This window comes from Alicyclobacillus acidiphilus NBRC 100859 (assembly GCF_001544355.1).
Classification (GTDB): domain Bacteria; phylum Bacillota; class Bacilli; order Alicyclobacillales; family Alicyclobacillaceae; genus Alicyclobacillus; species Alicyclobacillus acidiphilus.
Map to the genome: position 1 here is coordinate 74395 of NZ_BCQI01000009.1, position 23906 is coordinate 98300.

Sequence of the window (23906 nt, forward strand, 5' to 3'; positions counted from 1 at the left end):
AAGGGAGATTCGGCGATGGCCACCATCAAAGACGTCGCACGATTAGCTCAGGTATCCCCGTCGACGGTGTCGAGGGTGTTGGCGAATTCGTCACGAATTTCTGAGGAGACCAAGCGCAGAGTGCGCGAGGCGCTTCATCAACTCGACTATCACCCGAATGCCTTTGCCCGTGGTTTAGTCACGAATACAACCGGTGCAATCGGCATTCTCATTCCACCCTCGATGAACGAGTTCTTCGTCAATCCGTTCTTCGCGGAGTGGATGAGCGGTGTCTCTGAAGTGGCGCGCGAACATGGCTTTGATACGGTGTTGTCCACTTCGGCGAGGGATGAGGAAGAAGTGGTGGATAGGATGGTTCGCGGCCGAAGGGTCGACGGTATTCTCCTGCTCGAGACTCGCCCTGGCGACAGGGTCTTGCGGTTGGTCGCGGAACGTCAGTTTCCGGCTGTCCTGTTGGGCCGCCCGGCAGACCCCGTGCCCATCAGTTATGTGAACAACGACAATGTCGAGGCGGCCTACAGGGCTACGCAGCACCTGATACGACTCGGTCACCGGCGGATCGGATTTCTCGGCGGCGCGTCGGAACTCGTTGTCACCATCGATCGCGTCAATGGGTATCGGAGCGCCCTCGTCGAAGCGGACATTGCGCCTGACCCACGCATGGAAGTGTCTTCGTTCTTTCTGGAACAGGGCGGGTATCTCGGGATGATGCGGTTGTTGGCAATGCCTGAACGACCTACGGCCGTGCTGGCCTCCGACGACATTCTCGCATTTGGCGGCATGCGAGCCGCTGCGGAATTAGGTTTCCGGATGCCAGAGGAACTCGCCATCGTCGGTTTTAACGACATTCGTCTGGCCGAGTTGGCGAATCCGTCACTAACCAGTGTGCGTGTGCACATGCATCGATTGGGAGTTCGGGCGGCCGAATTGTTGATTGAACAAATCGAAACCGGGCGCACGCACACGAAGTCGGAAATCATCGAGACTGAATTGATCGTTAGGAATTCCTGCGGCGCCAATACGCCGTCGCAGAACCTGGTGTAACCGAGTGAGGTGAGAAGGCTGTGGGATTTCGCCTGTCGCATCAATCCGACTTTCCGGACTCCTACGCAATCTCCGAGGACTGCGTCCGCTTGATGGTCCGGGCTTCCGGCAACTCATCGCTGGCGCAACTCTCGGTGGTCTACGGCGACAAGTACGACGAAGAACTGCGAAATCGGGCGGAGCTTGCAGTTGCCGGATCGGATGCCGATTTTGTCTACTACACAGTCGATGTTCCGGTGCCAACCAGGCGCTTGAAATACCTCTTCCGCGCAGTTGCCAATACCGGAGAAACGTCTTGGTATGGCGAGGCCGGCTTTGCCGACTCGCGCGAACGAGCGTTGCCGTTTTACCAACCTTACCTGTGCCGACGGGACCTGTATCAAGTTCCGGACTGGGTGGACGAGGCCGTCTGTTATCAAATTTTCCCTGAGCGGTTCGCCAACGGCAATCCAGAGCTCACGCCGAGCGGTGCCGTCGGCTGGCTGGAGGCACCTACCGCAAGCAGTATGCATGGCGGCGATTTGCCAGGCATTACGTCGCGGCTGGAGTACCTTTCCAACCTCGGTGTCAATGTGATCTACTTGACGCCGATTTTTCGCGCGAGGTCCAATCACAAATACGACACGGAAAACTACTTCGAGATCGATCCGCAATTCGGCACGGATCAAGACTTGCGTGAACTGGTTGGACAGGCTCATGCGCGCGGTATTCGCGTCGTGCTGGACGCGGTGTTCAACCATTGCGGATTCCAGTTTGAACCGTTTCAGGATGCCATCCGGCGCGGAACGTCGTCTCCCTACTGGGATTGGTTTTTCATCGACGGCGATGAAGTGGACATCGACGAAGTCAACTATGAGACGTTCGCGACGAAACTCCGGTATATGCCGAAACTCAACCTTGCGAATCCGGAAGTCGAGCAGTATTTCCTCAACGTCGCGGCGTATTGGCTGAAACGGTTCGACATCGACGGTTGGCGACTCGATGTGGCCAACGAGATCGATCACGTGTTTTGGCGCAGGTTTCGCAATACCGTGAAAGCAATCAAACCGGATGCGCTGATTGTGGGAGAGGTTTGGCACTATAGCTTGCCTTGGCTGCGGGGCGATCAGTTCGACGGCGTCATGAATTACCCGCTGCGTGAACACGTCCTCGATCTATTCGTCCGGCGCGTCACGACGCCGAAGTCGTTTGCCGAAGGTATAACACGGCTCCAATTTCAATACCCGATGCAGGCGACTCGTGCCATGTTCAACCTCTTAGGCAGCCATGATACAGAACGTGTACTGACCTTGGCGGACGGCGACGTTGATTCGGTCAAGCTTGCCTTGGTTTGCCAGTTTACACTGCCAGGCATCCCGATGATCTACTACGGAGACGAACTTGGCATGGAGGGTGGGCCGGATCCGCTGTGCCGCGGCGGCATGCGCTGGGACCTAGAGGAGGACAGCCGGGGACTCAAGGATCTCGTTTCGGCGTTGGCCCGTTTGCGCCGAGAGAACAAAGCGATGCAGGGAGAACGGATCGACTTCTCCATAGCAACGGAATCTTGTCTTCGATATACGCGCAAGGCACGAGATTCGCATGCAGTTATCGGTGTTCAATTCGCTTGGCTCGATGAAGACGGGAACTGGCCAGATGAAGCTGTCGTTCCGGATGATGAAGATATGCTGTTGAGTTTCGTTGTCCAATCAAGATGTGCCGTGTACATTTGGGCATCCCGCTGATGAAAATCACGTTGGGATTGGGAGTAGAGAGAGCATAGAGAGAACATAGAGAGATGAGGTGCCCCTTCATGGAGACCAGTGAATCCATCAAGCCAGACAATGTCCAAACCAAATCGATGTCGGACCGGGGCCTTGGCAGTGTTCAGCGTGTAGAGGCGCAGCCTGGGCGGCTGATTGTCCATGCGGAACGAGGTTCGTTCGGTTTGCTGCAACTGAGTTCGACGATGCTGCGGGTGGTGTTGTGCGGACCGGATGCGACGTGGCCGGACGGAACAATCGCGATCGCCATACAGGATGTCTCGGAACGCTCGCGGCAACAGCCGGAGCCGGCGGTGGTTGACGAGATCGACAGCGTTCACGCGGACTTTGGTGTGATTCGAGCTCGAATCGACAGGGCGACCTGCGGCATCAGCCTGCATCACTGTGAACTTGGGACAAAGCTTGAGAATCTCGAACTGCGTCGTTTGAACGACGGCGGTTACAGCGCCGTGATCGACGCAAAACCAACCACGCGCTTCTACGGACTCGGCGAAAAGCCGGGCGAGCTCAACAAGCGGTACGACGCGTACACCATGTGGAATTCAGACGTCTATGCGCCGCACGTGCCCGAAATGGAGGCGCTCTACGTCTCGATCCCGTTTGTCATCCCGTTTGATGAAGGCAAGGCGACCGGCCTGTTCCTCGACAATCCAGGAAGGTCCCGGTTTGATTTTCGATCCCGCACGCCCAATTACGAAATCACTGCGGATACGGGCGGTTTCGATCTCTACGTGCTGTTTGGCTCAACTGTCAAAGATGTGGTCGTACAGTACACGGAATTGACTGGACGCATGCCGCTTCCGCCCAAGTGGGCCTTGGGGTATCACCAATCGCGCTACAGTTATGAAACGCAGGAGGAAGTTCTGGCGCTCGCCGAGGCGTTTCGCACAAAACAAATTCCGCTTGACGCGATTTATCTCGACATTCACTACATGGACGGCTATCGCGTGTTCACATTCGACAGCGGCAGGTTCCCCGATCCCAAAGCGATGATCGCCCAATTGGCAGAGATGGGCGTCAAAGTCGTGCCCATTGTCGATCCCGGCGTCAAACAGGACGCGGAGTACGCGGTGTATCGCGACGGCGTGGCAAAGGATGTCTTTTGCAAGTCTCTCGAAGGCGATCTGTTCATTGGTGAGGTATGGCCGGGCAAGAGCGCATTTCCGGATTTTACGGACGACACGGCAAAGGCATGGTGGGCGGATCAGCACGCTTTCTATGTGGATCTGGGGATACAGGGTATCTGGAACGACATGAACGAGCCTGCTGTATTCAACGATATCAAGACCATGGAACCCCATGTGATGCACCGCAACAATGGCAAACCAAAGACGCATCGAGAACTTCACAACCTGTACGGATTGCTCATGTCGAAGGCGACTTATGAAGGATTGCAACGCAAACTCGCAGGTGAGCGACCCTTTGTTCTCACACGAGCGGGTTACGCAGGAATTCAGCGTTACGCGGCCGTCTGGACCGGTGACAACCGCAGCTTTTGGGAACATATGTCGATGGCGATCCCGATGGTCCTCAACATGGGGCTTTCCGGCATCGCGTTCAGCGGCCCTGATGTTGGCGGGTTTGCACATCATACAACCCCCGAGTTGCTCGTTCGTTGGACGCAGATGGGGGCGTTCTTCCCATTTTTTCGCAATCACAGCGCCATAGGCACCCTTCGCCAGGAACCATGGTCGTTCGGTCCGGAGACAGAATCCATCGTCGCAACGTACATTCGTCTCCGCTATGAATTCATGCCGTACTTGTACTCGTTGTTTCGCGAATCGACGATAACAGGGCTACCGGTCATGCGACCGCTTGTGATGGAATATCCGGACGATCCGGCTACGTACGATTTGGCGGATCAATTCCTGCTTGGGTCCGATGTCCTCGTCGCTCCCATTTGTAAACCAGGGGAGACGTGCCGCAAGGTGTACCTTCCACAGGGTGAATGGGTGAATTACTGGACGAAAGAGGTCGTCGAAGGTGGACGATCCATCCTGGTAGATGCGCCTCTGGACATTCTGCCGCTCTTCGTGCGTGCAGGTGCCATCCTGCCGCTGGCAGTCATGGACGGGGATGCTCGACATGGGGAGTCTATTGCGATGGACGTCTATCTGGGGAACACCGGATCGACAGACAGACGGCGCTTTGTATTGTATGAAGACGACGGCCACTCCTTTCACTATACCGAGGGAGACTTCGTGGAGCGCCAACTCGGTATCGATCGCGATCCATCAGGCGTGACCGTTTCAGCACGGCTGTTGAATGGAAATCCGAAATTTGCCGCCAACTCCCTCCAGGTGCGTCTACATCGGGCAGATGGAACAATGGAGACGGCTCAAGTGTCAGACGTGGAGTTTCAAGTGACGTTTTAACAGGTTGTCCGAGAACGTCACACGAACGATTGTACAGCGCGCGATTCCGGGAGCGGGGGGCGGCGGGCCGGTGTGGCGATCGTGCCGGGGGGGAATCCGGGGGAATCCGGAAACGGCGGCGATCACGCGGGATGATTTCGGTTCGCGATGCGAAATAAGCGGCCGAGAGACGCTTAAGTTTGTCGAATCGTCAGAATGACGAAGAATAAGCGGTCGAGAGACGCTTAAATGGCTGCAATCGCCCCATTTCGGGGGGCCGGGGGCGAATAAGCGGCTCAGCGCCGCTTATTTTCTGTGGTTCCGGGCGTTCCGCCGAAATAAGCGGCTGAGCGACGCTTATTTGCCGCCCCCCGGCCAGTCCCCCCGGCCAGTCCCCCCGGCCAGTCCCCCCGGCCAGTCTCCTCCCGGCCAGTCTCCTCCCGGCCAGCCAACTCCCGGCCAGCCAACTCCCTTCCGCCATCCGCCCTCGCGATCACGCCGCCGCGGCCCCAACCCCAGCTCCGGCCGCCCCGGTCCGCTCCTTTCCCGTCGCCGTCCCCTCAGATTCCCGCGGAAACCGTCTGATTCTTGCCGGAGTTCTTGGCTTGATACAAGCACTTGTCGGCGCGCTGGAAGAGGTCCTCTTGGCTTTCGTCATATCGGAACGTCGCGATGCCGACGCTGATGGTCGTTTTCCCTCCGTTCAACTCCACGTGGCTGATCTGCGCGATCCGCTCGCGTATGGACTCAATTTGGGCGATCACTTGGCTGTGCGGTCTATCCGCGATGATCAACGCGAATTCTTCGCCGCCGTAGCGTGCGAGAAAGTCGCCCGGCTCGAGCAGGCCCTCGATGGCCTGCGCGGTCCGCAGGAGAATCTTGTCGCCTGTCAGGTGGCCGAACTGATCGTTGACTTGCTTGAAGTCATCGATGTCGATCACGGCGAGATAAAGCGGCGTGTGCGTCTCTCGACTGACCCGTACGGCGTAGTCGAGGTACTCATTCAAAGATTTTCGATTATTCAGTCCGGTCAGTTCATCTGTTTTGGAGTCTTTTTCGGCGACCACGTTGCGGACGAGCAATTCTTTGTGGGTGTTCATTTGATCGTGCAATTGTTCCCAGATTTCGATGCCGCGCTCGATAATGTTCAACGAAGCGAACGTGCCTCCGGCAAGGACAAGCAGAATGGTGAGGAAATCAAGAAGCGTGTCGCCTTCAGGTTTTCCGTGGGTCGGGCTCGTAAAATACAGGACGCATTCCGCGATGCAACCGAGCGCTCCAGCGACAATCACCTTGCGTTTATCCAGAAATAAGACCGACACGAGAATGGGCAGGAACAGGACGGAAGAAATTGCGTGAAGATTCGGATTGAAATAGATCATAACCACGCACTGGAGCAGCGCGCTGACGATGTACATGTACTCCCGGCGCCGCTTGATCAAACGGTGGAGAAGTTCGGTTGCGGCATTGACACCGATGAGGCATACGCCGGGCAACACGATATGATGGATGACGTAAGAGACAACGGTTCTGTGATCGGATGGAACCGCGACGGGAATGAGCGCCAGACCCGCAGCGATGTAGAAAAGCGCTACGGCGCGGTAGCCGTTGATGATTTTGTGTTCCCAGCGTTGGGATGGATCGACGAACTGTTGTGGCCGTAGTCTGCACATGGCTCATGCACCTTTGCGCGATCGTTCATGGAAATCGTGTTGCATCGTTTGCACATCGACAAATGATGCATCCCTATTCCATTCGACAAAATTCTTCCCGATCCTCCATCGTTTGGCCAAATGTCTTGCACACTGCGGATCCATATTCATCCATGTCGACGGGGTGTTCACCCGTTGACGATCCCGCCCCCGTTCACATGGATGACTTGCCCGGTGATGTACGAAGCGTCGTCGCTTGCAAGAAAGACGTACGCCGGCGCGAGTTCGTACGGCTGCCCGGCACGTCCCATCGGTACATCGTCGCCAAATACCGCCACTCGATCCGACGAAAAGGACGCGGGAATCAGCGGCGTCCAGATGGGGCCGGGCGCAACCGCGTTGACGCGGATGCCTCGTTTGGCGAGGCTGACAGCGAGCGATCTCGTAAACGACACGATAGCGCCTTTGGATGCCGAGTAGTCGATGAGTTCCGGTTCGCCCTGGTAAGCCGTGATCGACGTGGTATTGACGATGGCGCTGCCCGGTGACATATGGCGGATGGCGTCGCGAGCGAGAATGAAGTGGCTGAAGATGTTTACGTCAAAGGTCGTGCGCAGTTGCCCGGATGAGATGTCATGCAACCGTCTTTGAGGAAATTGGACGCCCGCGTTGTTGATGAGAATGTCGAGCTTGCCGAATTTCTGGATGACCTGTGGAACGATGGTGCGGCGATGGGTGTCGTTGACGAGATCGCCGGGAATCAAAAGACACTGTCCGCCGTAGTGTCGCACGCAGGACTGGGTTTCGGCCGCGTCGGCGTGCTCGTCCAAATAGCTGATGGCGACGTTGGCGCCCTCCTTCGCGAACGCGACGGCTACGGCCCGGCCGATGCCGCTGTCGCCTCCGGTGATCAGGGCCACTTTGTCCGCAAGCTTGCCGGCTGGCTTGTAGTTTGGATTGTCAAACACCGGTCGCGGCCGCATTTCGGACTCCAAGCCGGGCTGTCTTGGTTGGTGTTGCGGCGGAAACCCCATAGCGAAACCCCCTCGACAATCAACTGCCTTCTGTCGTCCATTGGTGCGACTTTGCAAAGGCAGGCAGGTATGGAGCCAAATGAGCCAAAGGCCCATCATTACCTTATTGCGGCTGACGAGAGGGTATGCCGTGTCACGATTGAGTCAGTGTGAAGTCCGCAATGATTTCGCCGACTTGCTCGTTGCGCGTGTTGAGGATGGCTGGCTGCACCCAGTTGGACAAGGCCGCGCGTTCCGTATCCGTGAGTACGCCGAGATCCGTCAACGCCTGGATGACCACTGGCGCGATCGCCCTGCTGTTGCCGTCGAGTACCTTCATCACCAGCGACAGCCGCGCGTCCATGACGCAGACCATCATGAATCCTTCCGCGCCGCCTTTGGCCATGATGCGGCCGTTGGTCGCTTTCATTAAGTCGGTGTCAAACCGGCCGGTGGTTCCGCCGACCAACTCTGGATACGTGCGCATTGCGTGGGAAATCCGCTCCATCGCCTGTCGATGATCGGACGTCTCCGGCGCTGTGAACTTCGCAAACGCCTTGCCCCACGCTTCCATCGAAATGGCGTGGACGGGCACGCCGCAGCCATCCGTGCCGAGGACGATGTCATCGACGGCGACTTCGGCGAGATCGGCCAGTATCCGCAGGATCTCTAGCTGCAGAGGGTGCTCCGGATGTGCGTATGTGCCGGGATCCGTCCCTGTTTTGGCACAGTACGCCAGCATCCCCGAATGTTTGCCGGAACAGTTGCTGTAAATCGCCGTCAGTTGTCCGCCTGCCCGGAGGATTTCCTCGTATCGCTCCCGGTTGTGCGGCGGATGAGCGCCGCAAACGAGCAGCGAGGCGTCGAGGCCGATTCGATTGAGAATGTCCTGCACGCGGCGGACATGAATCTCTTCACTGCTGTGCGAGGCGCAAAACAGGGCGAGATCGGCGTCGCTCAGTCCGAACGCCTCAAGGCTACCCGCTTCGACGGTGGCAATGGCTTGAATCGGTTTGCACGAACTGCGCGCGAATGTGGTGAGCGTCGCATCGCCAAACGAAGCGACGCGCTTGCCTGAACTATCGGTTACGACCATGACGCCGTCGTGCACGCTCTCCGTGATGGAACCACGGGTGACTCGCGCTAGAATTGCCATCACCATCACGCTCTCTTTCTGGCTTTCAACCATACTTTACACTTTACGAAATTTTCTCGGTGCGTTACCAGGAACACACGAAGCACCGATCCAGGAGATTTCGCCGGATTCGCATGCCGGATTCGCTTGCTCGTTTGGTCGTATCGAAATGTGCCCTAACAGCAGTGTATTCCTTCGCAGGGCGCAGGTAAATGCGGCAGTCGGAAAACTTGCCCAAGAAGGCGGAGGGGCCGTTTCTCAGCGAGTTCATCGCTGAGGAACAGCCCCTGGCCTCACTCATCGTCTCCAGGCTCGTCTTCGTCTTCTTGCGAGGAGGTTTCGAACAAGCCGTTCGTCTGGATCTCCTTTGCCTGGATCCGCTGAATGGTCTGTTCAATGGTAAACTTAGGGTAATCTTCGTCGGTCATGTCAAAACCTCCTTTGCTTTAATCAATACCCAATCATCGACCATTTTATTTATCGACTGTGGATATTCGGTCAGAGAGGATGAATCGGATGCGCACGATACGGAACGTAACGCTTGTCGGACTTGGCGCCATCGGCGCCGCTTACGGGAGCAGACTCAACCAGGTCGAAGACGTGAATCTGCGCGTGGTGGTGGACACCGAGAGGCTGCAGAGGTATGAGCAGAGTGGAATCGACGTCAACGGGCAACAGATGGCGTTCCACTACGTGACACCGGACCAGCCGGTCGATCCGGCGGATTTCGTGGTGATTGCCGTCAAGTACGACGGCCTCGAACAAGCGTTGCAAGCCGTCAAGCGGCACGTCGGGCCCGACACGATCCTGATGTCGCTGTTGAACGGCATCGCGAGCGAAGACGATATCGCGCAGGTGTATGGGGATCGACATCTGTTGCATGCGGTTTGCGTCGGGATCGACGCGGTTCGCCAAGGGACGTCTGTGCAATACAGCGGTATCGGCGAGATTTGTTTTGGCAACGCGACAGCACACGATTTGACCGACGATGTCGCGGCCGTCAAGGCTTTGTTCGACAGGGCCGGCATTCCCTGTGCGGTCCATGAGGATATTCAGCGGACGATGTGGTGGAAGTTCATGATCAACGTCGGTGTCAATCAGGCATCCGCCATCCTGCGGGCGCCGTACGGCAAGTTCCAGACGGACAGCCACGCCCACAGCGTGATGCAAAGCCTCATGCGCGAGGTGCTGGCTCTCTCCGCTGCGGTTGGCGTCGATCTCGGCGAAGACGCGCTGACCCAATTCGACATCGTGTTGAAGCAATTGTCACCTGCCGGGAAGACATCGATGCTGCAAGACGTGGAGGCGGGAAGGCGGACCGAGATCGAGCAATTGGCTGGCATGGTGCGACGATTGGGGCAAGAGCACGGGATTGCCACACCGGTGAACGATTTCGTCTATCACGCGATTCGAGCCATGGAAAACGGATGATAGACAGAAACTGCCGATGCGACCGTTCAAAAGGGATCTTTGCAAAATCTTAACTTGCCATTCTATGTCGAATTATCATAATGTGGACCTTGTGATTGGCAATTCGCAAATGGTAGACAGAGAAGCACGTCGCAACACACGCGGGTTTAAATTTGGAGAGGGAGTGCTACTGTGCGCAAAAGTAATTGGGTCAACCTGTCTGCAGTCGTCGTGCTTGGTTCGGTGTTTGCTGTAGGGTGTTCCGCTCTGACCAACGGCAATGCCGCGACCACCGCATCGACCAACACGGCTCAAGGAGACGCGGCGTCGAGCCAGCCCGTTACCATCACCTTCTATGAAGGTATGGGCAGTGCGCTCGGAACGGAACTTCAAAAACTGACCAACGAATTTGAAGCGAAGTATCCAAACGTCAAGGTGAACCTGGTTTATGAAGGTTCGTACACGACTCTGCAAGAAAAATTGACCGCGGCGATTGCGGCGCACACCGCGCCGACGTTGGCCCAAGTCGAAGACACGTGGGAAACCGCCTACTATCAGGACAAGCTTTTGTACCCAGTGCAAAATCTCCTCTCGAAGTCGACCATCAACGATTTGATGCCAGTCTGGCGCAACGACAACACGTACAATGGCACATTGGTATCGGCTCCATTCAACAAATCCGACTACGTGCTCTTCTATAATATCGATGATCTGAAAAAGGCCGGAATTTCGACTCCCCCGAAGACGTGGACAGAGCTCGAACAGGACGCAATCAAATTGAAGAAGGCTGGCGAGCCGACGTTTGGCATGCAAGCGAACTATTACACGTTTGAGATGTTGTTGATGCAAGCAGGCGGTCAAATTCTCAACAAGAACAATACCAAGGCCGCATTTGACAGCGCGGCTGGCAAAAAGGCGCTCGAATTCATGTACAAGCTGGCGAACACCGACAAGGCTGCGACGGTCATCAACGCCGACGCGTACTTGTCCGACGGTTTCAACACCAATGAATACGCGATGGATATCGACACGGTTGCCGCAGAGTCGTACATCACCAATAAAGATGTCCACTTCATGACGGCTCCGCTGCCGAAGGGTGTTAAAGCGGCCGTTCCCACGGCTGGCACCAACATCGTCGTGTTCAACAGCGCGACCGCCGCTCAAAAGCAGGCTGCGGGTGAATATCTCAACTTCCTGCTGTCTGACGCAAGCACGGTGAACTGGTCGGAAGCGACAGGGTATCTGCCGGTGCGCACGAGTGCAATCAAAGATCCCGCGTGGAACAAGTACATTCAAAAGCACCCAATCGAAGCGGCTGGTCCATCGGAATTGACGAACGCCTACGTTTCGCCTCGTATCGCGTCGCTTGGTTCCGCTGAAACGGAAGAGACCACCCAAATTGGCAACTACATCGCAGGCAAGCAGGATGTGAACACCACGTTGACCAACATGGCGAACGAGGTCAACCAAGCGCTTGCCGGCAACTGACATCGGTTGAGCGACTGAAAAATGAATAAGGCATGAAATCTGGAGACCGTCGGTTCACCGAGTGTGGGCTGGCGGTCTCTTTGTCGTGAAATCCAGGCCATTGTCGTTGGACACGGTCCCCTTGCGAGCATAGGGTATCGTGATATTCGACTGACCAAGGAGGAAGAGATCGATGGCGGATCGCAACGATGTCACCAAAAACTTAGGGGAACTGCTGATTCAGGATGTCTTCGCAAAACATCGCATCACGTCGGAAAAACGGAGACCAATCACGCCGGAGCAGAAGGAGCAATTACGGCAGTTGGTGAAGAGTCTGGAAGAGCAGGTGCAACAGTTCCTCTCCACACAATCCGAGACGACCCGATCCAACTAATCACCCCTGTTGAATGGAACCGATCGCGATGTAGAATCGACAAATTGGGGCTTCGTGCGACAAACGCAACGGTGCGTTTGAAACGCGGAGTCTATTTTTATTCACTTCTGCGGCGTTTCACCGCTTATCCAGAAAAATAGGGTGTTGTCCTAGGGGAGATGTCCTTACGAATTGGCAGCTATGGACAATACAGTGTGGTATCACAAGACAAGGAGTGAGGTAATTTGGCAGAAGCAACAAAGTGGCGAGCGTTGGATCCAGCAGCAGCGCATCCGTGCGCCCCGACTGCAAGCGGTGTAACGCAGGAGGCGACCGAAAGCATTCGCTCGGTTCAAACGAACGAGGAACATATTTTGATCAAGGACTCGTGCGACATTACCGTGACGACCACCGATACTCAGGTCGCTGTGAACCTGCAGGTCGCTATTCAACTTGCAATTGCACTGGTGCTCAGCATCTCTATCGCAGACGGCAATACCGCCGATAGTATCACGCAAGAACTGATTCAACGTGTGCGCTCCCGGCAGGATATTCACCAAAAGACCATCATTGAAAACTCTCGCGCGGTAACGGTTACGACAACCGCTACGGAAGCAAGCGTCAATCTCCAAATTTTGTTGCAAGTCTTGTTGGCGATTGTCGCACGGCTCGAGATTCTGTAAGTCGGGTAGGCCACACACGGTGCCCGCGCGATTTTACCGACGCGGGCACCGCGGCCATCTCCTGGAGAGGAGGAGAAGCGCACATGAAATCTGAGGCTTTGGACGCCTTGATGGAAAAAGTGAACGCGCTGACCAAGGAAGTGTACGAGCGGGCGAGCCGGCAGACTTCGCATCAGCCCATGCAGTTTGGCGTCGCAGAGGTTCTTGATTCGGAGCCACAAACCGCGACAACAATCAAGCGCAAACGCCTTGTATGGGCACATCAATTGCGCAAGCCTTCTGGCGGGAACGACGTCACAGCACAGCCGCACGCTGCGGAAGCGGACGAGGCAGACAAGGAGGGAAACACCTTATGAGTCGAAAATATCCCACACGCCACATCGCGACGAAGCGCAAACTGAACCGCAAACACACGGGTTCGGCGATCCGCCATCGGAGCAATCGCATCGCGACGAGCACGATGGATTACGACTACGATCTCGACAAATTCCCAAGTGAATCGGAAGCCAGCAGCCAAATCGTGGAATTGGCAGAACAATCCGTGTATGACGATCAGGCGTCGTACGTCACCGTGATCGTTAAAGACTCGGCCGAAGTCCAGGTCGAGACTGCGGATTTTCAAGCGGCACTTGCCCTGCAGTTGACCCTCCAACTGGCGCTCGCGTTGATTTTGAGCGTGGCGATTGCCGACGACGCGACGTACACGCGCGTAGTCAACGACATCGTCAGCCGAATTCAAGAGGTGCAATTGTTGCGGCGAGTCATCCGCATCGAAGGTTCGTACAACGTACGCGTCCGGGTTCTGGCTACCGAGTTGGCTTTCAACCTGCAACTCTTGCTTCAATTGATGGCCACCATCGTAGCTCAGCTTGAAGTCGCCTGACATCGTGCGGGCATCGCACCTTTGGCGGACTGGGCGATCTCGGGCGTTCCCGCGGATGCCCGAGTGTCGCCGCGGTTCACGAAGGCCCGTTACGAGGAATGTTCGTCAGAGCCTGCAGCGGGTTTGGCCCCGTTGCGGAGAGCTTGTTCGATATCGATCTCGATGCTCTCGTCGATCCCGCTCATCCGGTTCTTGTAGAATTTTCTTCCGGCTTTCCAGACGGCGGATCGGACAGCGTCATCCTGAGGATTGGCCGCAAGCTGTTTGAGGAGGGTAAAGTAGTCCGTCTCAACCTCTTCTGTTCGGCGCACATATCGATAAAGCCAAAGGCATCCACCGAGAATGATAATGATGGAAACTGCCCAGAACACGATTTTCACCTTGGCTTCCTCCAAACGACTGAGTTTCTCGTCCCTCAGCTAGTTTAGCAAAGCCGAAGCAGGGAATCACGCGGTCAAGCGTTTTTGACGCGGCGACCTCTGCTGCGCTCTTTGAGGTGCCGCATCAGGTCGTCGCAGGACATCGTGTTTGGAACGCGAGCCCTTGGCAACCAGCCCCGGATTCCTTCGCTCACTCCATAGTGCATATTGCCGAGTTCGTCCGGATGGTGGGCATCCGTGTCGATGGGAACATACAGGCCGAGTTGGACAGCCTGGCGAATCCAGTCGTCCCAAATGTCCAGGCGATTGGGATTGCTGTTGAGTTCCACCATCACTCCGAGATCGGCTGCCTCCTGCAGGACGGCCTCTGTATCGACGTCATAGCCCGCCCTCTTCCCAATCAATCTCCCATGCATGTGGCCGAGAATATGGACCTTCGGGTGTCGGATTGCCCGCAGGATGCGCTTCGTCATGTCGCTGCGCGACTGGTGGAACGCGCTGTGGACGGATGCGACGACAATGTCCAATTCCTCCAGCACTTCGTCCGGAAAGTCGAGCGATCCATCGGCGAGGATATCCACCTCCGAACCGTGAAGAATGCGCAGCCGAGTCCGTTTGCGAATCTCTTCAATCTCCCCGCGCTGGGCCCGGAGGGCTTCCGGAGTCAAGCCGCGGGCGATGGTTAAGGACTGTGAATGATCAGTGATGGCAATGTACTCGTAGCCCAGCCGTTCAGCTTGCTCGACCAGTTCGGCAATGGACATGGATCCGTCGCTCCAGGTGCTGTGCATGTGGAGATCGCCGCGGATCGACTCGAGCGAAACGAGCGACTGTGGATCTTGCAAAATGCCTTCCCCTTCGCGAAGCTCCGGGGGAAGGTAAGGCAGACGCAGTGTTTCGTAGACCGTTTCCTCCGTCGGGACAGCGATCGTCGGAAGGCCGGATCGAGCCAAACCCGTGAATGACGGCGTGAGTCCCTTTTTGGCCAACATGCCGCCGATCACGGCGCGGTGCGTAGCGTCGCCCGTGGTCTCCATGAGCGCCAGGCCGAACGCATCCGGAGTACACAAATGGATGTACAGCGGCAAGGTATCAGGCGGATCGCCCGTCGTCAGGCGGATCGTTTCCATACACGTTTCGCAGTCCGGCTGCAGGTTCGATACCGCCCTGTGCGATGCGCACCACGCGTCGAATCCACTCCGATCATCGACGGCCATCACCAGCTGGATAGCAGGATTCATCGCCGCAAGTCGGCGCACCGTGCCCGTGACTTGGACGCGGTGAACGCCGGGCAACTGCGCCAGTTCGCGCTCGACGGCGTGGGCATGCGGCCAAGCTTTGGCAATCGGCCAGTGACTCTGGCGCGCGATGAGCACTTGAACGTCTCTGGCGAGGCGGTGCAGCTTGTCCTTGCTGAAGCCCGCGATGCCGGTGATCCGGTGCGCGTCCAACGCTTTGGCGAGATCGTCGAGCGACTGGACGTGGTACGTATGTACGAGCGTCGAGATGGTTTTCGGTCCAACGCCTGGCAGAGCGATGAGCGCCGCCGCGCTCGCAGGTGTGCGAATGTCGTACGCCGCAGCCGTCTCCGCCAGGCCTTGTGCCGCCAACCTGTCGATCACCTCGCGCACTTTCGGACCCGCGCCGGGGATCTGATGGAGATTGTCCAGGATGTCGGGCAGCGGCTCGTCCATCTTGGCAATGGCGTCCGCAACGTCGCGGATAGCCTTGCCCTTTCGTCTGTGTTCCTCTTCAATCTCGAATAGAACACCGATACATCTCAGTTCGTGCACCAGTTCACATTTGCTTTTCATGGGTCCACCTCGCGCTGTCTATCGGTGCGGGAATTTCGTCCGAGTAACGGTTGCCGATACCTGCAATGGCGTGTTGATCCACAAGGTGAAGCTTCAATGGGCGACGGGTCCCACTGAAGCTTCGTTCGAATGCCGCCAACGTACACGTCGGATGAAGCGGGTTCACGTCGAGATCGCCAAGACGTACGCTGCCCCCGCACGCGCTTCGCGAACACCTTCGCCTCGACATTGATGCTGCGTTCACAATCCACCCGCACCTCCTCCGCTTGGAGGTTGACGATCCGCTCGGACAAGAGCGCGCGATAGGTTTCCATTTCAGGCAGTTTCGGCATCCGCATTCCTCCCTGGGGTTAGGATGGCCGGTGGCGCCGCTCTTCAATCGGACACGGTGCGCAATCCCTCCGTTGGGCCTACGGCTGGACGGTGACAAGCGTCCCATACTGCAGCAACGAGTAGACTTTTGCGGCTTCCTGTACAGGCAGCTCGACGCAGCCAAGACTCTGCGGAGAACCGTACGAAGCCCGTTCGAAGCCGTGGATGGCGCACCCTTCGTAGAAATAGCTGACGTAGGGAACGCCGGGATCGTTATAGTGCGTGCCGTCTGGGTTGGTGCCCTGCATGTCTTGCGACACCAGTCGTTCATATACGGGCCAGGTTCCGTTCGGGGTTGGCGAGGCCGCAATGCCCGTATTCGCCAGCGATGTCAGCACGACTTTGCCGTTTTGCCAAACCTGCAGCTCTTCCGGCGATGACTTGGTCACCGTCACATACGTGTAGACCTGGTGCGAGACGGCGCCGTCGGCCAAGGCGCTTCGCAAAGCGCCGTACACCTGAGGCCCCGCGATCCCGTCGACCTCGAGATGATTCGTCGCCTCGAACGACATGACAGCCCCTTGCGTGATTCGATTCGCCGCAGCCGGATTCCACAGGGACGCAAGCGATTGCGGCGATTTGAACGTCCACTGCCACGTCCCAGAGAGCGGCGTTAAGACGCCCGAGGCGAGCGAGGCATCGAGATCGGCACGCATGGAGGCGCTGGACTCACCATCGTCTCCGACAAAGCGGACTGGCAGATAACCCAACACGGCGAGTGCCTCGTTCAGCCACTCGGCGGAGGGACCGGTCGCGCCAAGTCCAACCATAGGGGGAGTTGGCTCTTTGTCGACGAGCTTTGGCGACGGCATTTTCATAGGGATGCTAGATTCGACCCGAACTTGTTTCGCGTGAATGGCGGATTGAGCCCGCGTGCTGTCGGATTGATCACGCGGGCTGTTCGCGTGTGGTGTATTTGTGGTGCTTGCAGTCCCTATGGACTTTGCCGCCAAATAGTCGTGTTGTGACAGTGTCAATGGCACGACGAGACACAGAAACGACACGACAAACACTAGACTACGCGCAAACCACTTCACGAACATGCACCTCTCCTGCGCACCTCTGGGTGATACCTCGTTGACGATGTGACGTCTATGTCCATCCCCGAAGGTGTCTTCCGTATCATGAAGGCGTCGTCTTGGATCCTAGCAATTTCTAGAAGTCGAATGTTGGCGAATGTTGGGTAAATTTTCTGGCAACATTTTGAGAAATGGGACGGTTTTTGTCACGTGTCGCTTATCTCTATTCAGTGACGCTTCGGCTGATGCGTGTTATAATGAGAATTCAAAGAAGACTGGAAAATGTTGCTGTAGAAGGGCTCGGAAGTGGGTAAGGGGGTAGCTGCCATTCGAGTGTTGTCTCGCGTGACCAGGGCGTTGTTGACACTGCTGACCGTGGCAATCTTATTCGTGTTCAACTATGAATTGGTTGGCATCGTGGCTTTTCGTTATTTCTACCCGGCACCGTCTTCCATCGGCGAAACAGGCGTCCTCGGCCTTCACTGCGCTTTAGCGGCGCTGCTTACGATTTGGCTGTACAAACGATTTTTTCACGTATATTTGTGGCGGTGAATTGACTTCAATTCAACCGCCATTTGCATGTTCGCCCGGCCGCGGACGAGTGCTCGGCGGGGGATGGCGAAGGTGTGCGATAGGGGAAGAAAGTTCCGCTATGGCCTTTACATGTTGCAGAGCAGACTTTCACTCACCGCATAAGTAACCTTCCTGTCAGTGTAACCTTTTGCAAACAGGCCTGTCAGGCTGTTATCACAGTAAAGTCGAAAAGACCAGGGGGTTTATACCATTCCTGGCCTGGTCGTTTCCTGCACGTATCAAGGACGTCACTATAGAGATTTCTTCATAGCCAGTTTGTGCACACATCCGTCCTGTCCAACCTGCGATCCAGCTCCATTCGAAGCTGTACCGAAACATGTGCCGAAGTGGCTGTGATGGATGGAACTATAGGCACGCCATCCGTTATGCCATCCGTCACACTGACAGTCACACTCATGCCATGGAAGGGATCGAAGCGGAGGTGTCTTACCGCTCTACCACCTTACCGCCGAGCCTTACAGCTTGACCAACTGCTTGCCGAGATTGTCGCCGCGAAACAGTCCGAGGAAGGCGTCGACGGTGTGATCGAATCCCTCGACAATCGTCTCTTCCCATTTCAGCCTGCCTTCTGCGATCCATGTCGCGAGAGCCCGGACGCCTTCTGGGAATCTGTCGCGGTAATCGCCGATAATGAACCCTTTCATGAGCGCTCGATGCGTCAGGATCATGGGCATGACGCGTGGTCCGACATCGGGTTTGTCGAGGTTGTACAAGGAAATTTGGCCGCAAACGGCGATGCGGGCGCCGTCGTTGATTTGGCTGAGTACGGCGTCCGAGACGGGGCCGCCGACGTTGTCGAAATAGATGTCGATCCCGCTGGGGCAAGCGTCGGCCAACGCTGCGGCGATATCGTCGGTGTGGTAGTTGATGGCGGCGTCAAAGCCTAGTGTTTGGGTGAGGTACTGGACCTTCTTGTCTGATCCTGCGATGCCGACGACGCGGCAGCCGACCAGTTTGGCGAGTTGACCGACGACGGTACCCACTGCCCCGGCAGCGCCGGAAACGACGACGGTTTCCCCGGACGTTGGGTGGCAAATGTCAAAGAGGCCAAAATAGGCCGTCAGACCCGTGGCCCCTAAGATTCCAAGCGCCATGGTCACTGGACCGGGAAGGCCCTCGAGTTTGCGAAGATTCGCGGCAGGGCTGACCGCGTGCGTCTGCCAGCCGGTTTGGGAGAGGACGAGATCGCCTGGTTTCAGGTCTGGCGCCTTCGATTCGACGACTTCGCAAATTGCGCCGCCGAGTATCGGTTCGTCGAGCTGAAACGGGGGCACGTAGGATTTGCCGGCGTTCATGCGACCGCGCATGTACGGATCGACGGAAATATAAAGCGTGCGCAGCAACGCTTCGCCGTCATGGACCTCCGGAAGTGTGTACGTTTCTTCGCGGAAGCAATCAGTTGTAGGTGTTCCCGTGGGGCGTTTGGCGAGTACAATGCGCCGTGCCGTCTGTGAACTCATGAAAAGCACCTCCGTCATTCGGATTCGGAATCCGTGTGTGTATCAAGCCTATCACGTATCAAGCGCATCATTCATGGTGCAAAGTGCAGGGTGATGGATAGTGAATGGATCGTGAACGGATTGTAAATGGATTGTGTTTGATCAGTTTCAAAGATTACCCTAACCTGTACGATAGCTCAAATATGTATTCGATGAGGAGGGGCTGCATGGAGCAAATCGCGATGCGATTTGACAATGTGGGCGTCACGGTGGCGGGCAATCGGCTTTTGACCGACGTGACGGGCACCGTACACAAGGGGCGGACCGTTGCGCTGATTGGCCCTTCTGGAGCCGGCAAGAGCACGCTGCTGTCGCTTTGCAATCTGTTGCGGACGCCTTCGGCCGGGTCCGTCTACGTCGAAGAGAAGGAAGTCCGGGAATGGCCCGTGCAAGCCCTGAGACAAAAGGTTGGCATGGTGTTTCAGACGGCGACCATGTTTCCTGGGACGGTCGAGGACAATTTGGCGTATGGACTGCGCCTGCACGGGCAATCCCTGCAAAATCCGGAAGCGTTGCTCGAAAACGTGGGATTGTCCACCGATCTGTTACATAAGCCTGCAGCCGAGCTGTCGGGCGGGCAAAAACAGCGCGTCGCGCTGGGGCGCACCTTGGCGATGCGGCCGGACATCCTCTTGCTGGACGAAGTGACGTCCGCGCTCGATATCCACGCCAAACACGACGTCGAGACAACCATCCTCGATGTTCGGGATCGGTTCAAGACGACGCTGTTTTGGGTCACGCATGACCTGGATCAAGCCCGTCGCGTCGCTGACGAGGTATGGTTTATGGCCGGGGGCAGCGTGATTGAACAGGGCCCCGCGACAAGTCTGTTTGAACATCCGAATACGCCGGAGCTCAAGGCGTTCTTGAGCGAGGAAGAGGAGGAGACAAAGTGACGTTTCTTTCCCTGTCGTTCACGCTGCTGTTCGTCGTGGTCGCGATGGTGCTGTCGTTGTGGCTGAAGCTGGGCGTTGAGCGCGATCTCGTCATCGCCAGCGTCCGCGCCGTGATTCAATTGCTCCTCATCGGCTACATCTTGAAGTTTGTCTTTGCCTCGCACACCGTCCTCTTCATCTTGGCGATGGTGGCCCTGATTGTCGGTGTCGCGGCATGGAATGCCCGATCCCGCGCCAAAACGATTCCAGGTGTGATCTGGCCCATCCTGGCTGGCTTGGTCGCCACCGAGATCGCGACGCAAGCCGTTCTTCTCGGCATCGGCGTCATCCCGTTCCAAGCGCGCTACATCATCACGATCAGCGGCATGATCGTCGGCAATTCGATGGTCGCCGCAGGACTTCTGCTCAACCGCCTGCAGCGCGAAGTCACCAACGGAGAGGCGGAAATCACAATGGTGCTGGCGCTTGGCGGAACGCCCAAGCAGGCCATCTATCCACACATCAAACAGGCGATACGAGCCGGCATGATCCCGACCATCGACTCAACCAAGACCACAGGGCTCGTGCAGTTGCCAGGCATGATGACCGGCCAGATCATCGCCGGAGCCGATCCGGTCCAAGCGGTCCGGTACCAGTTGATGATTTTGTTCTGCATCCTGGCGGGCTCTGCCATCACGAGCATCGTCATTGGCTTCCTCACTTATCCGAGACTGTTCACGAGCTACCAGCAGCTGATTGTGCCGAAATGATTACGCTTCGCGGCTTGCAGATGGACCGAGCCTTGCAGGGAAAGCACCTTTGGGCGAGGGCGAGGGGGTGCGGCGGAGAGGGAAGTGGGGAATGGGGAATGGGGAAAATAAGCGGCCCAGGGCCGCTTATTTCGACGAGTTGGCTGGATTGATGGCAAATAGGCGGCCTGAGGCCGCTTATTTGCCTCCGTCCGCGGCGAAACGGGGCTGTTTCGGCCGAATAAGCGTCCCACGACCGCTTATTCGGCTCCACTCCGCGGATTCGACACACTTAAGCGGCCTGCGGCGGCTTATTTGCCTTCGCGCGCGGACTGGAATCGGGCGGCGGGCGCGATCGCGATGGCGGCCTTGGACCCAAGGCGGCGTTTGGGGCGAAACTTCCATTTCGGGAGTAGGAGCGCGATAGTCGGAGGCGGCCCAGAGGCGCGACGGAGAGGGAAGTGGGGAATGGGGAAAATAAGCGGCCCAGGGCCGCTTATTTCGACGAATTGGCCGGATTCACCGCAAATAGGCGGCCTGAGGCCGCTTATTTGCCTCCATCCGCGGCGAAACGAGGCTGTTTCGGCCGAATAAGCGTCCCACGACCGCTTATTCGGCTCCACTCCGCGGATTCGACACACTTAAGCGGTCTGCGGCGGCTTATTTGCCTTCGCGCCCGGCGCCCGGCACTGGGGCCTCCGCCATCCTCCGCCTCCACCGCCATCCTCCGCCTCCACCGCCCCCATCCCTCGGGGCCCATCACGCCTCGCCAAACGTCACTGGAGCGTTGCGCCACACGTCGGCAGGCTCGTCGCCGTGAATCCACAACGCGCGATTGAGCGCCCGGTAGAAATCGCGCACCGGGGCCAAGTTCGGGAATGGGCGAACCGCTTCGTAGCCGGCCCGGATGGCCTGCGCCGTTCGCGTGTCGATCATCCGCTCCAGTGCGACAAGCTCCATTTCCGGCGGGCCGAGGACGATGAACTCCGTGTCGATCACGCGGGTGAATGCTCCGCGATCGACGAAAAATTGCGAGGGATGGATGTCCAGCATGATGAGACCCATCTCCGGCCTTTGGATGGCCGTCCGGCTCCTGTCCATCGTGGCCAGGACCTGACGCGTCGCGTCGTCGTATTTGTATGTGTACGTCTCCGCGAGATATCGCATGGTCTTCACTGCGGCGTCCCAAAAGTCGTTCGCCGGTCGAGCGTCCCTCCACGATCCGTAGCCCATCACAGGTGCCCGATGAAGATTGGCCAGATAGCTGCCGAATCGCGCTGCGCCGACCTCCGATAATTGACCGAAGTCCGCCGCGGGCGTGCCATCGATCCACTCGTGCAAGATCGCCATGCCAGCGTCGCTTTGCCCGATGTCGATCAGCCTCGGCGCCGAAATTGGCGAGAATTTCGTCAGCCACTGATGGGTTTGGCGGTAATGCGCGGGGGATAGGATCGACAGGCCGAAGAGTCGCCCGACGCCGTCGTAGAAGGGGGCGGCGTCGGGATCGCGATCCCGAGGGACGCGCAGAGCGATCGGCACTTCGTTCCGTTTGCCGCGGAAGATGCGATTGGCCTGTCCAGGATGCTGTTTCGGCAGTTCCGCTTCGACGATCACGTCGGTGAAAGGATGCACCTTCAAATAAGGCCTGCCTCCCGCTGCAACGCCATGGCGTGCATGAGGTTCGCGAAGATTTGCACGGTGGTGACCGCGCCCACTCCGCCAGGTGTCGGGGTGTAGGCGGCCGTTTGTGCCGCGGCTTCCGCGGAGAGATCGCCGAGGACTTCGCCCTCGTCCCCCTCGGAGATGCCCACGTCGACGACGGTCAACCGCGGATGGACAAGGTCAGCCTGCAACAGGCCTGCTTTGCCGACCGCGACGATGGCGATCTCGCTGCGCTGCAGGTGGCTCGCCACATCCTTCGTCCACTCATGGCACGCGGCAACTGTCGCACCTTCCGCGATCAACAGGTGCAGCAAGGGCATGCCAACGGTCTGGCCGCAGCCAATCAACGTCACATCGGCTCCGCGCAATTGATATCCGTAGTGTTTCAGCAGGCGTATGCATGCAAGCGGTGTGGCGGGGTACAAGGCTGCTTCCGGAGATGGCTTGGCAAACGAATGGCACGGCGACATGCCGTCGACGTCTTTGAACGCGTGGATCGCGCTGACGACTCGCTGCGCGTCGATGCCGCGAGGCAGCGGCATTTCCAGCATGATGCCGTGGACGGATGAATCGCGGTTGAGATGGTCAATGCGCGCAATCAAATCCTCCTCCGTGCAGGTCGGCTGCAGGCGAACCATCTCGAATTCGATGCCCAGTCTCCCAGCCCATCGGCCCTTCTGCTCGGCATACACTTCTGAGGCGTGATCGTCCCCCGCCAGCAGTGTGACAAGTCGGGGCTGAATCTGCTGTTCTGTCCACATTCGCACGTCTCGTTCCACGTCCTGCCGAAGCGCGTCGGCTACAGGACGTCCCTCTAATCGTTTCGCCATGTACAATGCCCTCCCGATCAGGGTGTCGCTTGCCCGAAAAATAGCAAACGACCCCCTGGGTGATATGCCCAGGCGGTCGACGATGATCAGCTGTGCTTCCTCGTGGTGCTCCACGCTAAGCCGCCAGTTGCACAGCGCTTTATGATGATGGTTGTTGTCGCTCTATCATGTACACATTCACCGTATACATTCGCCGTGCGGTGCACGGTCGTTCCCTTCGTGAATATATCAACGATTCAGGCGTTCTGCAAGATGGTGGGTGTTTTGAAAGGCTCGAGGCGGCTAGGGGCGGGATGGTAGCCGGTGGGCTGGAGGGGGAAGCGGCCAGGGGCTGC

Annotated in this window: 23 protein-coding genes and 1 riboswitch; of the genes, 12 read left to right on the forward strand and 11 right to left on the reverse strand. The window is 57.5% G+C overall.

Annotated features, from left to right (window positions below):
* Nucleotides 1–15 precede the first annotated feature (15 nt).
* The 3 genes from AAC01S_RS05400 to AAC01S_RS05410 all read left to right on the forward strand — a co-directional run bounded on the left by AAC01S_RS05400 (nt 16) and on the right by AAC01S_RS05410 (nt 5182).
* Nucleotides 16–1044: a LacI family DNA-binding transcriptional regulator gene (locus tag AAC01S_RS05400; protein WP_067620000.1), complete on the forward strand. Its 1029-nt coding sequence runs from the start codon at nt 16–18 to the stop codon at nt 1042–1044.
* Nucleotides 1045–1064: 20 nt separating this feature from the next.
* Nucleotides 1065–2768 (forward strand): glycoside hydrolase family 13 protein, encoded by a 1704-nt coding sequence (locus AAC01S_RS05405; protein ID WP_067620003.1) that lies wholly within the window; start codon nt 1065–1067, stop codon nt 2766–2768.
* 68 nt (nt 2769–2836) lie between these two features.
* Nucleotides 2837–5182, forward strand: a complete 2346-nt coding sequence (locus tag AAC01S_RS05410; RefSeq protein WP_067620006.1) for a glycoside hydrolase family 31 protein — start codon at nt 2837–2839, stop codon at nt 5180–5182.
* A 539-nt stretch (nt 5183–5721) separates the two neighbouring features.
* On the opposite strand, the gene AAC01S_RS05415 is transcribed toward AAC01S_RS05410, so the two are convergent.
* From AAC01S_RS05415 to AAC01S_RS20055, 4 genes are all read right to left on the reverse strand, one after another.
* Nucleotides 5722–6834 carry a GGDEF domain-containing protein gene (locus AAC01S_RS05415; protein ID WP_067620009.1) on the reverse strand — a complete coding sequence of 371 codons (1113 nt, stop codon included), beginning with the start codon at nt 6832–6834 and terminating at the stop codon, nt 5722–5724.
* Between the two features lie 167 nt (nt 6835–7001).
* Complete coding sequence (locus tag AAC01S_RS05420) at nt 7002–7847, reverse strand: SDR family oxidoreductase (protein ID WP_067620012.1); 846 nt, start codon at nt 7845–7847, stop codon at nt 7002–7004.
* 133 nt (nt 7848–7980) lie between these two features.
* Entirely contained in the window at nt 7981–8988 is a 1008-nt protein-coding gene (locus AAC01S_RS05425) for an asparaginase (protein WP_157071062.1), read from the reverse strand.
* 266 nt (nt 8989–9254) lie between these two features.
* Nucleotides 9255–9389 (reverse strand): hypothetical protein, encoded by a 135-nt coding sequence (locus tag AAC01S_RS20055; RefSeq protein WP_281178111.1) that lies wholly within the window; start codon nt 9387–9389, stop codon nt 9255–9257.
* A gap of 88 nt (nt 9390–9477) precedes the next feature.
* On the opposite strand from AAC01S_RS20055, the gene AAC01S_RS05430 reads away from it, so the two are divergent.
* From AAC01S_RS05430 to AAC01S_RS05455, 6 genes are all read left to right on the forward strand, one after another.
* Nucleotides 9478–10392, forward strand: coding sequence for a ketopantoate reductase family protein (locus AAC01S_RS05430; protein ID WP_067620015.1), 915 nt, complete (start codon nt 9478–9480; stop codon nt 10390–10392).
* A gap of 171 nt (nt 10393–10563) precedes the next feature.
* On the forward strand, nt 10564–11859 hold the full coding sequence (locus AAC01S_RS05435) for an ABC transporter substrate-binding protein (protein ID WP_067620018.1): 1296 nt from the start codon (nt 10564–10566) through the stop codon (nt 11857–11859).
* A gap of 172 nt (nt 11860–12031) precedes the next feature.
* The gene (locus tag AAC01S_RS05440) at nt 12032–12232 is read left to right on the forward strand and encodes a hypothetical protein (protein WP_067620022.1); all 201 of its coding nucleotides are present in this window, start codon (nt 12032–12034) and stop codon (nt 12230–12232) included.
* 224 nt (nt 12233–12456) lie between these two features.
* A complete protein-coding gene (locus tag AAC01S_RS05445) occupies nt 12457–12894 on the forward strand; it encodes a spore coat protein (RefSeq protein WP_067620025.1) in 438 nt (145 codons plus the stop codon).
* An 83-nt stretch (nt 12895–12977) separates the two neighbouring features.
* Nucleotides 12978–13250 carry a hypothetical protein gene (locus tag AAC01S_RS19200; RefSeq protein WP_067620028.1) on the forward strand — a complete coding sequence of 91 codons (273 nt, stop codon included), beginning with the start codon at nt 12978–12980 and terminating at the stop codon, nt 13248–13250.
* Complete coding sequence (locus tag AAC01S_RS05455) at nt 13247–13777, forward strand: spore coat protein (RefSeq protein WP_067620030.1); 531 nt, start codon at nt 13247–13249, stop codon at nt 13775–13777. The genes AAC01S_RS19200 and AAC01S_RS05455 overlap by 4 nt, the downstream gene beginning before the upstream one ends.
* 89 nt (nt 13778–13866) lie before the next feature.
* On the opposite strand, the gene AAC01S_RS05460 is transcribed toward AAC01S_RS05455, so the two are convergent.
* The 4 genes from AAC01S_RS05460 to AAC01S_RS05475 all read right to left on the reverse strand — a co-directional run bounded on the left by AAC01S_RS05460 (nt 13867) and on the right by AAC01S_RS05475 (nt 17380).
* Nucleotides 13867–14157, reverse strand: coding sequence for a hypothetical protein (locus AAC01S_RS05460; protein ID WP_067620032.1), 291 nt, complete (start codon nt 14155–14157; stop codon nt 13867–13869).
* 74 nt (nt 14158–14231) lie between these two features.
* Nucleotides 14232–15971 carry a PHP domain-containing protein gene (locus tag AAC01S_RS05465; RefSeq protein ID WP_067620034.1) on the reverse strand — a complete coding sequence of 580 codons (1740 nt, stop codon included), beginning with the start codon at nt 15969–15971 and terminating at the stop codon, nt 14232–14234.
* On the reverse strand, nt 15968–16303 hold the full coding sequence (locus tag AAC01S_RS05470; protein ID WP_067620036.1) for a DNA-formamidopyrimidine glycosylase family protein: 336 nt from the start codon (nt 16301–16303) through the stop codon (nt 15968–15970). Before AAC01S_RS05470 ends, AAC01S_RS05465 begins: the two co-directional genes overlap by 4 nt.
* 78 nt (nt 16304–16381) lie before the next feature.
* A complete protein-coding gene (locus AAC01S_RS05475; protein WP_169794012.1) occupies nt 16382–17380 on the reverse strand; it encodes a L,D-transpeptidase in 999 nt (332 codons plus the stop codon).
* Nucleotides 17381–17668: 288 nt separating this feature from the next.
* On the opposite strand from AAC01S_RS05475, the gene AAC01S_RS05480 reads away from it, so the two are divergent.
* The gene (locus AAC01S_RS05480; protein ID WP_245630093.1) at nt 17669–17914 is read left to right on the forward strand and encodes a hypothetical protein; all 246 of its coding nucleotides are present in this window, start codon (nt 17669–17671) and stop codon (nt 17912–17914) included.
* Nucleotides 17915–18411: 497 nt separating this feature from the next.
* Here AAC01S_RS05480 and AAC01S_RS05485 read toward each other — a convergent pair whose 3' ends face one another.
* Nucleotides 18412–19416: an NADP-dependent oxidoreductase gene (locus tag AAC01S_RS05485; protein ID WP_067620043.1), complete on the reverse strand. Its 1005-nt coding sequence runs from the start codon at nt 19414–19416 to the stop codon at nt 18412–18414.
* A gap of 206 nt (nt 19417–19622) precedes the next feature.
* On the opposite strand from AAC01S_RS05485, the gene AAC01S_RS05490 reads away from it, so the two are divergent.
* Complete coding sequence (locus AAC01S_RS05490) at nt 19623–20351, forward strand: ABC transporter ATP-binding protein (protein ID WP_067620048.1); 729 nt, start codon at nt 19623–19625, stop codon at nt 20349–20351.
* The gene (locus tag AAC01S_RS05495) at nt 20348–21100 is read left to right on the forward strand and encodes an ABC transporter permease (protein ID WP_067620057.1); all 753 of its coding nucleotides are present in this window, start codon (nt 20348–20350) and stop codon (nt 21098–21100) included. The genes AAC01S_RS05490 and AAC01S_RS05495 overlap by 4 nt, the downstream gene beginning before the upstream one ends.
* 738 nt (nt 21101–21838) lie before the next feature.
* On the opposite strand, the gene AAC01S_RS05500 is transcribed toward AAC01S_RS05495, so the two are convergent.
* Together AAC01S_RS05500 and AAC01S_RS05505 are read right to left on the reverse strand one after the other, a co-directional pair.
* A complete protein-coding gene (locus tag AAC01S_RS05500) occupies nt 21839–22711 on the reverse strand; it encodes an aminoglycoside phosphotransferase family protein (RefSeq protein WP_245630094.1) in 873 nt (290 codons plus the stop codon).
* 2 nt (nt 22712–22713) lie between these two features.
* Nucleotides 22714–23571: a bifunctional 5,10-methylenetetrahydrofolate dehydrogenase/5,10-methenyltetrahydrofolate cyclohydrolase gene (locus AAC01S_RS05505; RefSeq protein ID WP_067620063.1), complete on the reverse strand. Its 858-nt coding sequence runs from the start codon at nt 23569–23571 to the stop codon at nt 22714–22716.
* Between the two features lie 59 nt (nt 23572–23630).
* Nucleotides 23631–23712, reverse strand: a riboswitch (ZMP/ZTP riboswitch).
* Nucleotides 23713–23906 lie beyond the last annotated feature (194 nt).

Bases quoted from the DNA above. Each gene is read 5' to 3' on its own strand.
- AAC01S_RS05400 (WP_067620000.1), top strand. From the start codon at position 16: ATGGCCACCATCAAAGACGTCGCACGATTAGCTCAGGTATCCCCGTCG.
- AAC01S_RS05410 (WP_067620006.1), top strand. From the start codon at position 2,837: ATGGAGACCAGTGAATCCATCAAGCCAGACAATGTCCAAACCAAATCG.
- AAC01S_RS05415 (WP_067620009.1), bottom strand. From the start codon at position 6,834: ATGTGCAGACTACGGCCACAACAGTTCGTCGATCCATCCCAACGCTGG.
- AAC01S_RS05420 (WP_067620012.1), bottom strand. From the start codon at position 7,847: ATGGGGTTTCCGCCGCAACACCAACCAAGACAGCCCGGCTTGGAGTCC.
- AAC01S_RS05425 (WP_157071062.1), bottom strand. From the start codon at position 8,988: ATGGTGATGGCAATTCTAGCGCGAGTCACCCGTGGTTCCATCACGGAG.
- AAC01S_RS20055 (WP_281178111.1), bottom strand. From the start codon at position 9,389: ATGACCGACGAAGATTACCCTAAGTTTACCATTGAACAGACCATTCAG.
- AAC01S_RS05430 (WP_067620015.1), top strand. From the start codon at position 9,478: ATGCGCACGATACGGAACGTAACGCTTGTCGGACTTGGCGCCATCGGC.
- AAC01S_RS05440 (WP_067620022.1), top strand. From the start codon at position 12,032: ATGGCGGATCGCAACGATGTCACCAAAAACTTAGGGGAACTGCTGATT.
- AAC01S_RS19200 (WP_067620028.1), top strand. From the start codon at position 12,978: ATGAAATCTGAGGCTTTGGACGCCTTGATGGAAAAAGTGAACGCGCTG.
- AAC01S_RS05455 (WP_067620030.1), top strand. From the start codon at position 13,247: ATGAGTCGAAAATATCCCACACGCCACATCGCGACGAAGCGCAAACTG.
- AAC01S_RS05465 (WP_067620034.1), bottom strand. From the start codon at position 15,971: ATGAAAAGCAAATGTGAACTGGTGCACGAACTGAGATGTATCGGTGTT.
- AAC01S_RS05470 (WP_067620036.1), bottom strand. From the start codon at position 16,303: ATGCCGAAACTGCCTGAAATGGAAACCTATCGCGCGCTCTTGTCCGAG.
- AAC01S_RS05485 (WP_067620043.1), bottom strand. From the start codon at position 19,416: ATGAGTTCACAGACGGCACGGCGCATTGTACTCGCCAAACGCCCCACG.
- AAC01S_RS05490 (WP_067620048.1), top strand. From the start codon at position 19,623: ATGGAGCAAATCGCGATGCGATTTGACAATGTGGGCGTCACGGTGGCG.
- AAC01S_RS05505 (WP_067620063.1), bottom strand. From the start codon at position 23,571: ATGGCGAAACGATTAGAGGGACGTCCTGTAGCCGACGCGCTTCGGCAG.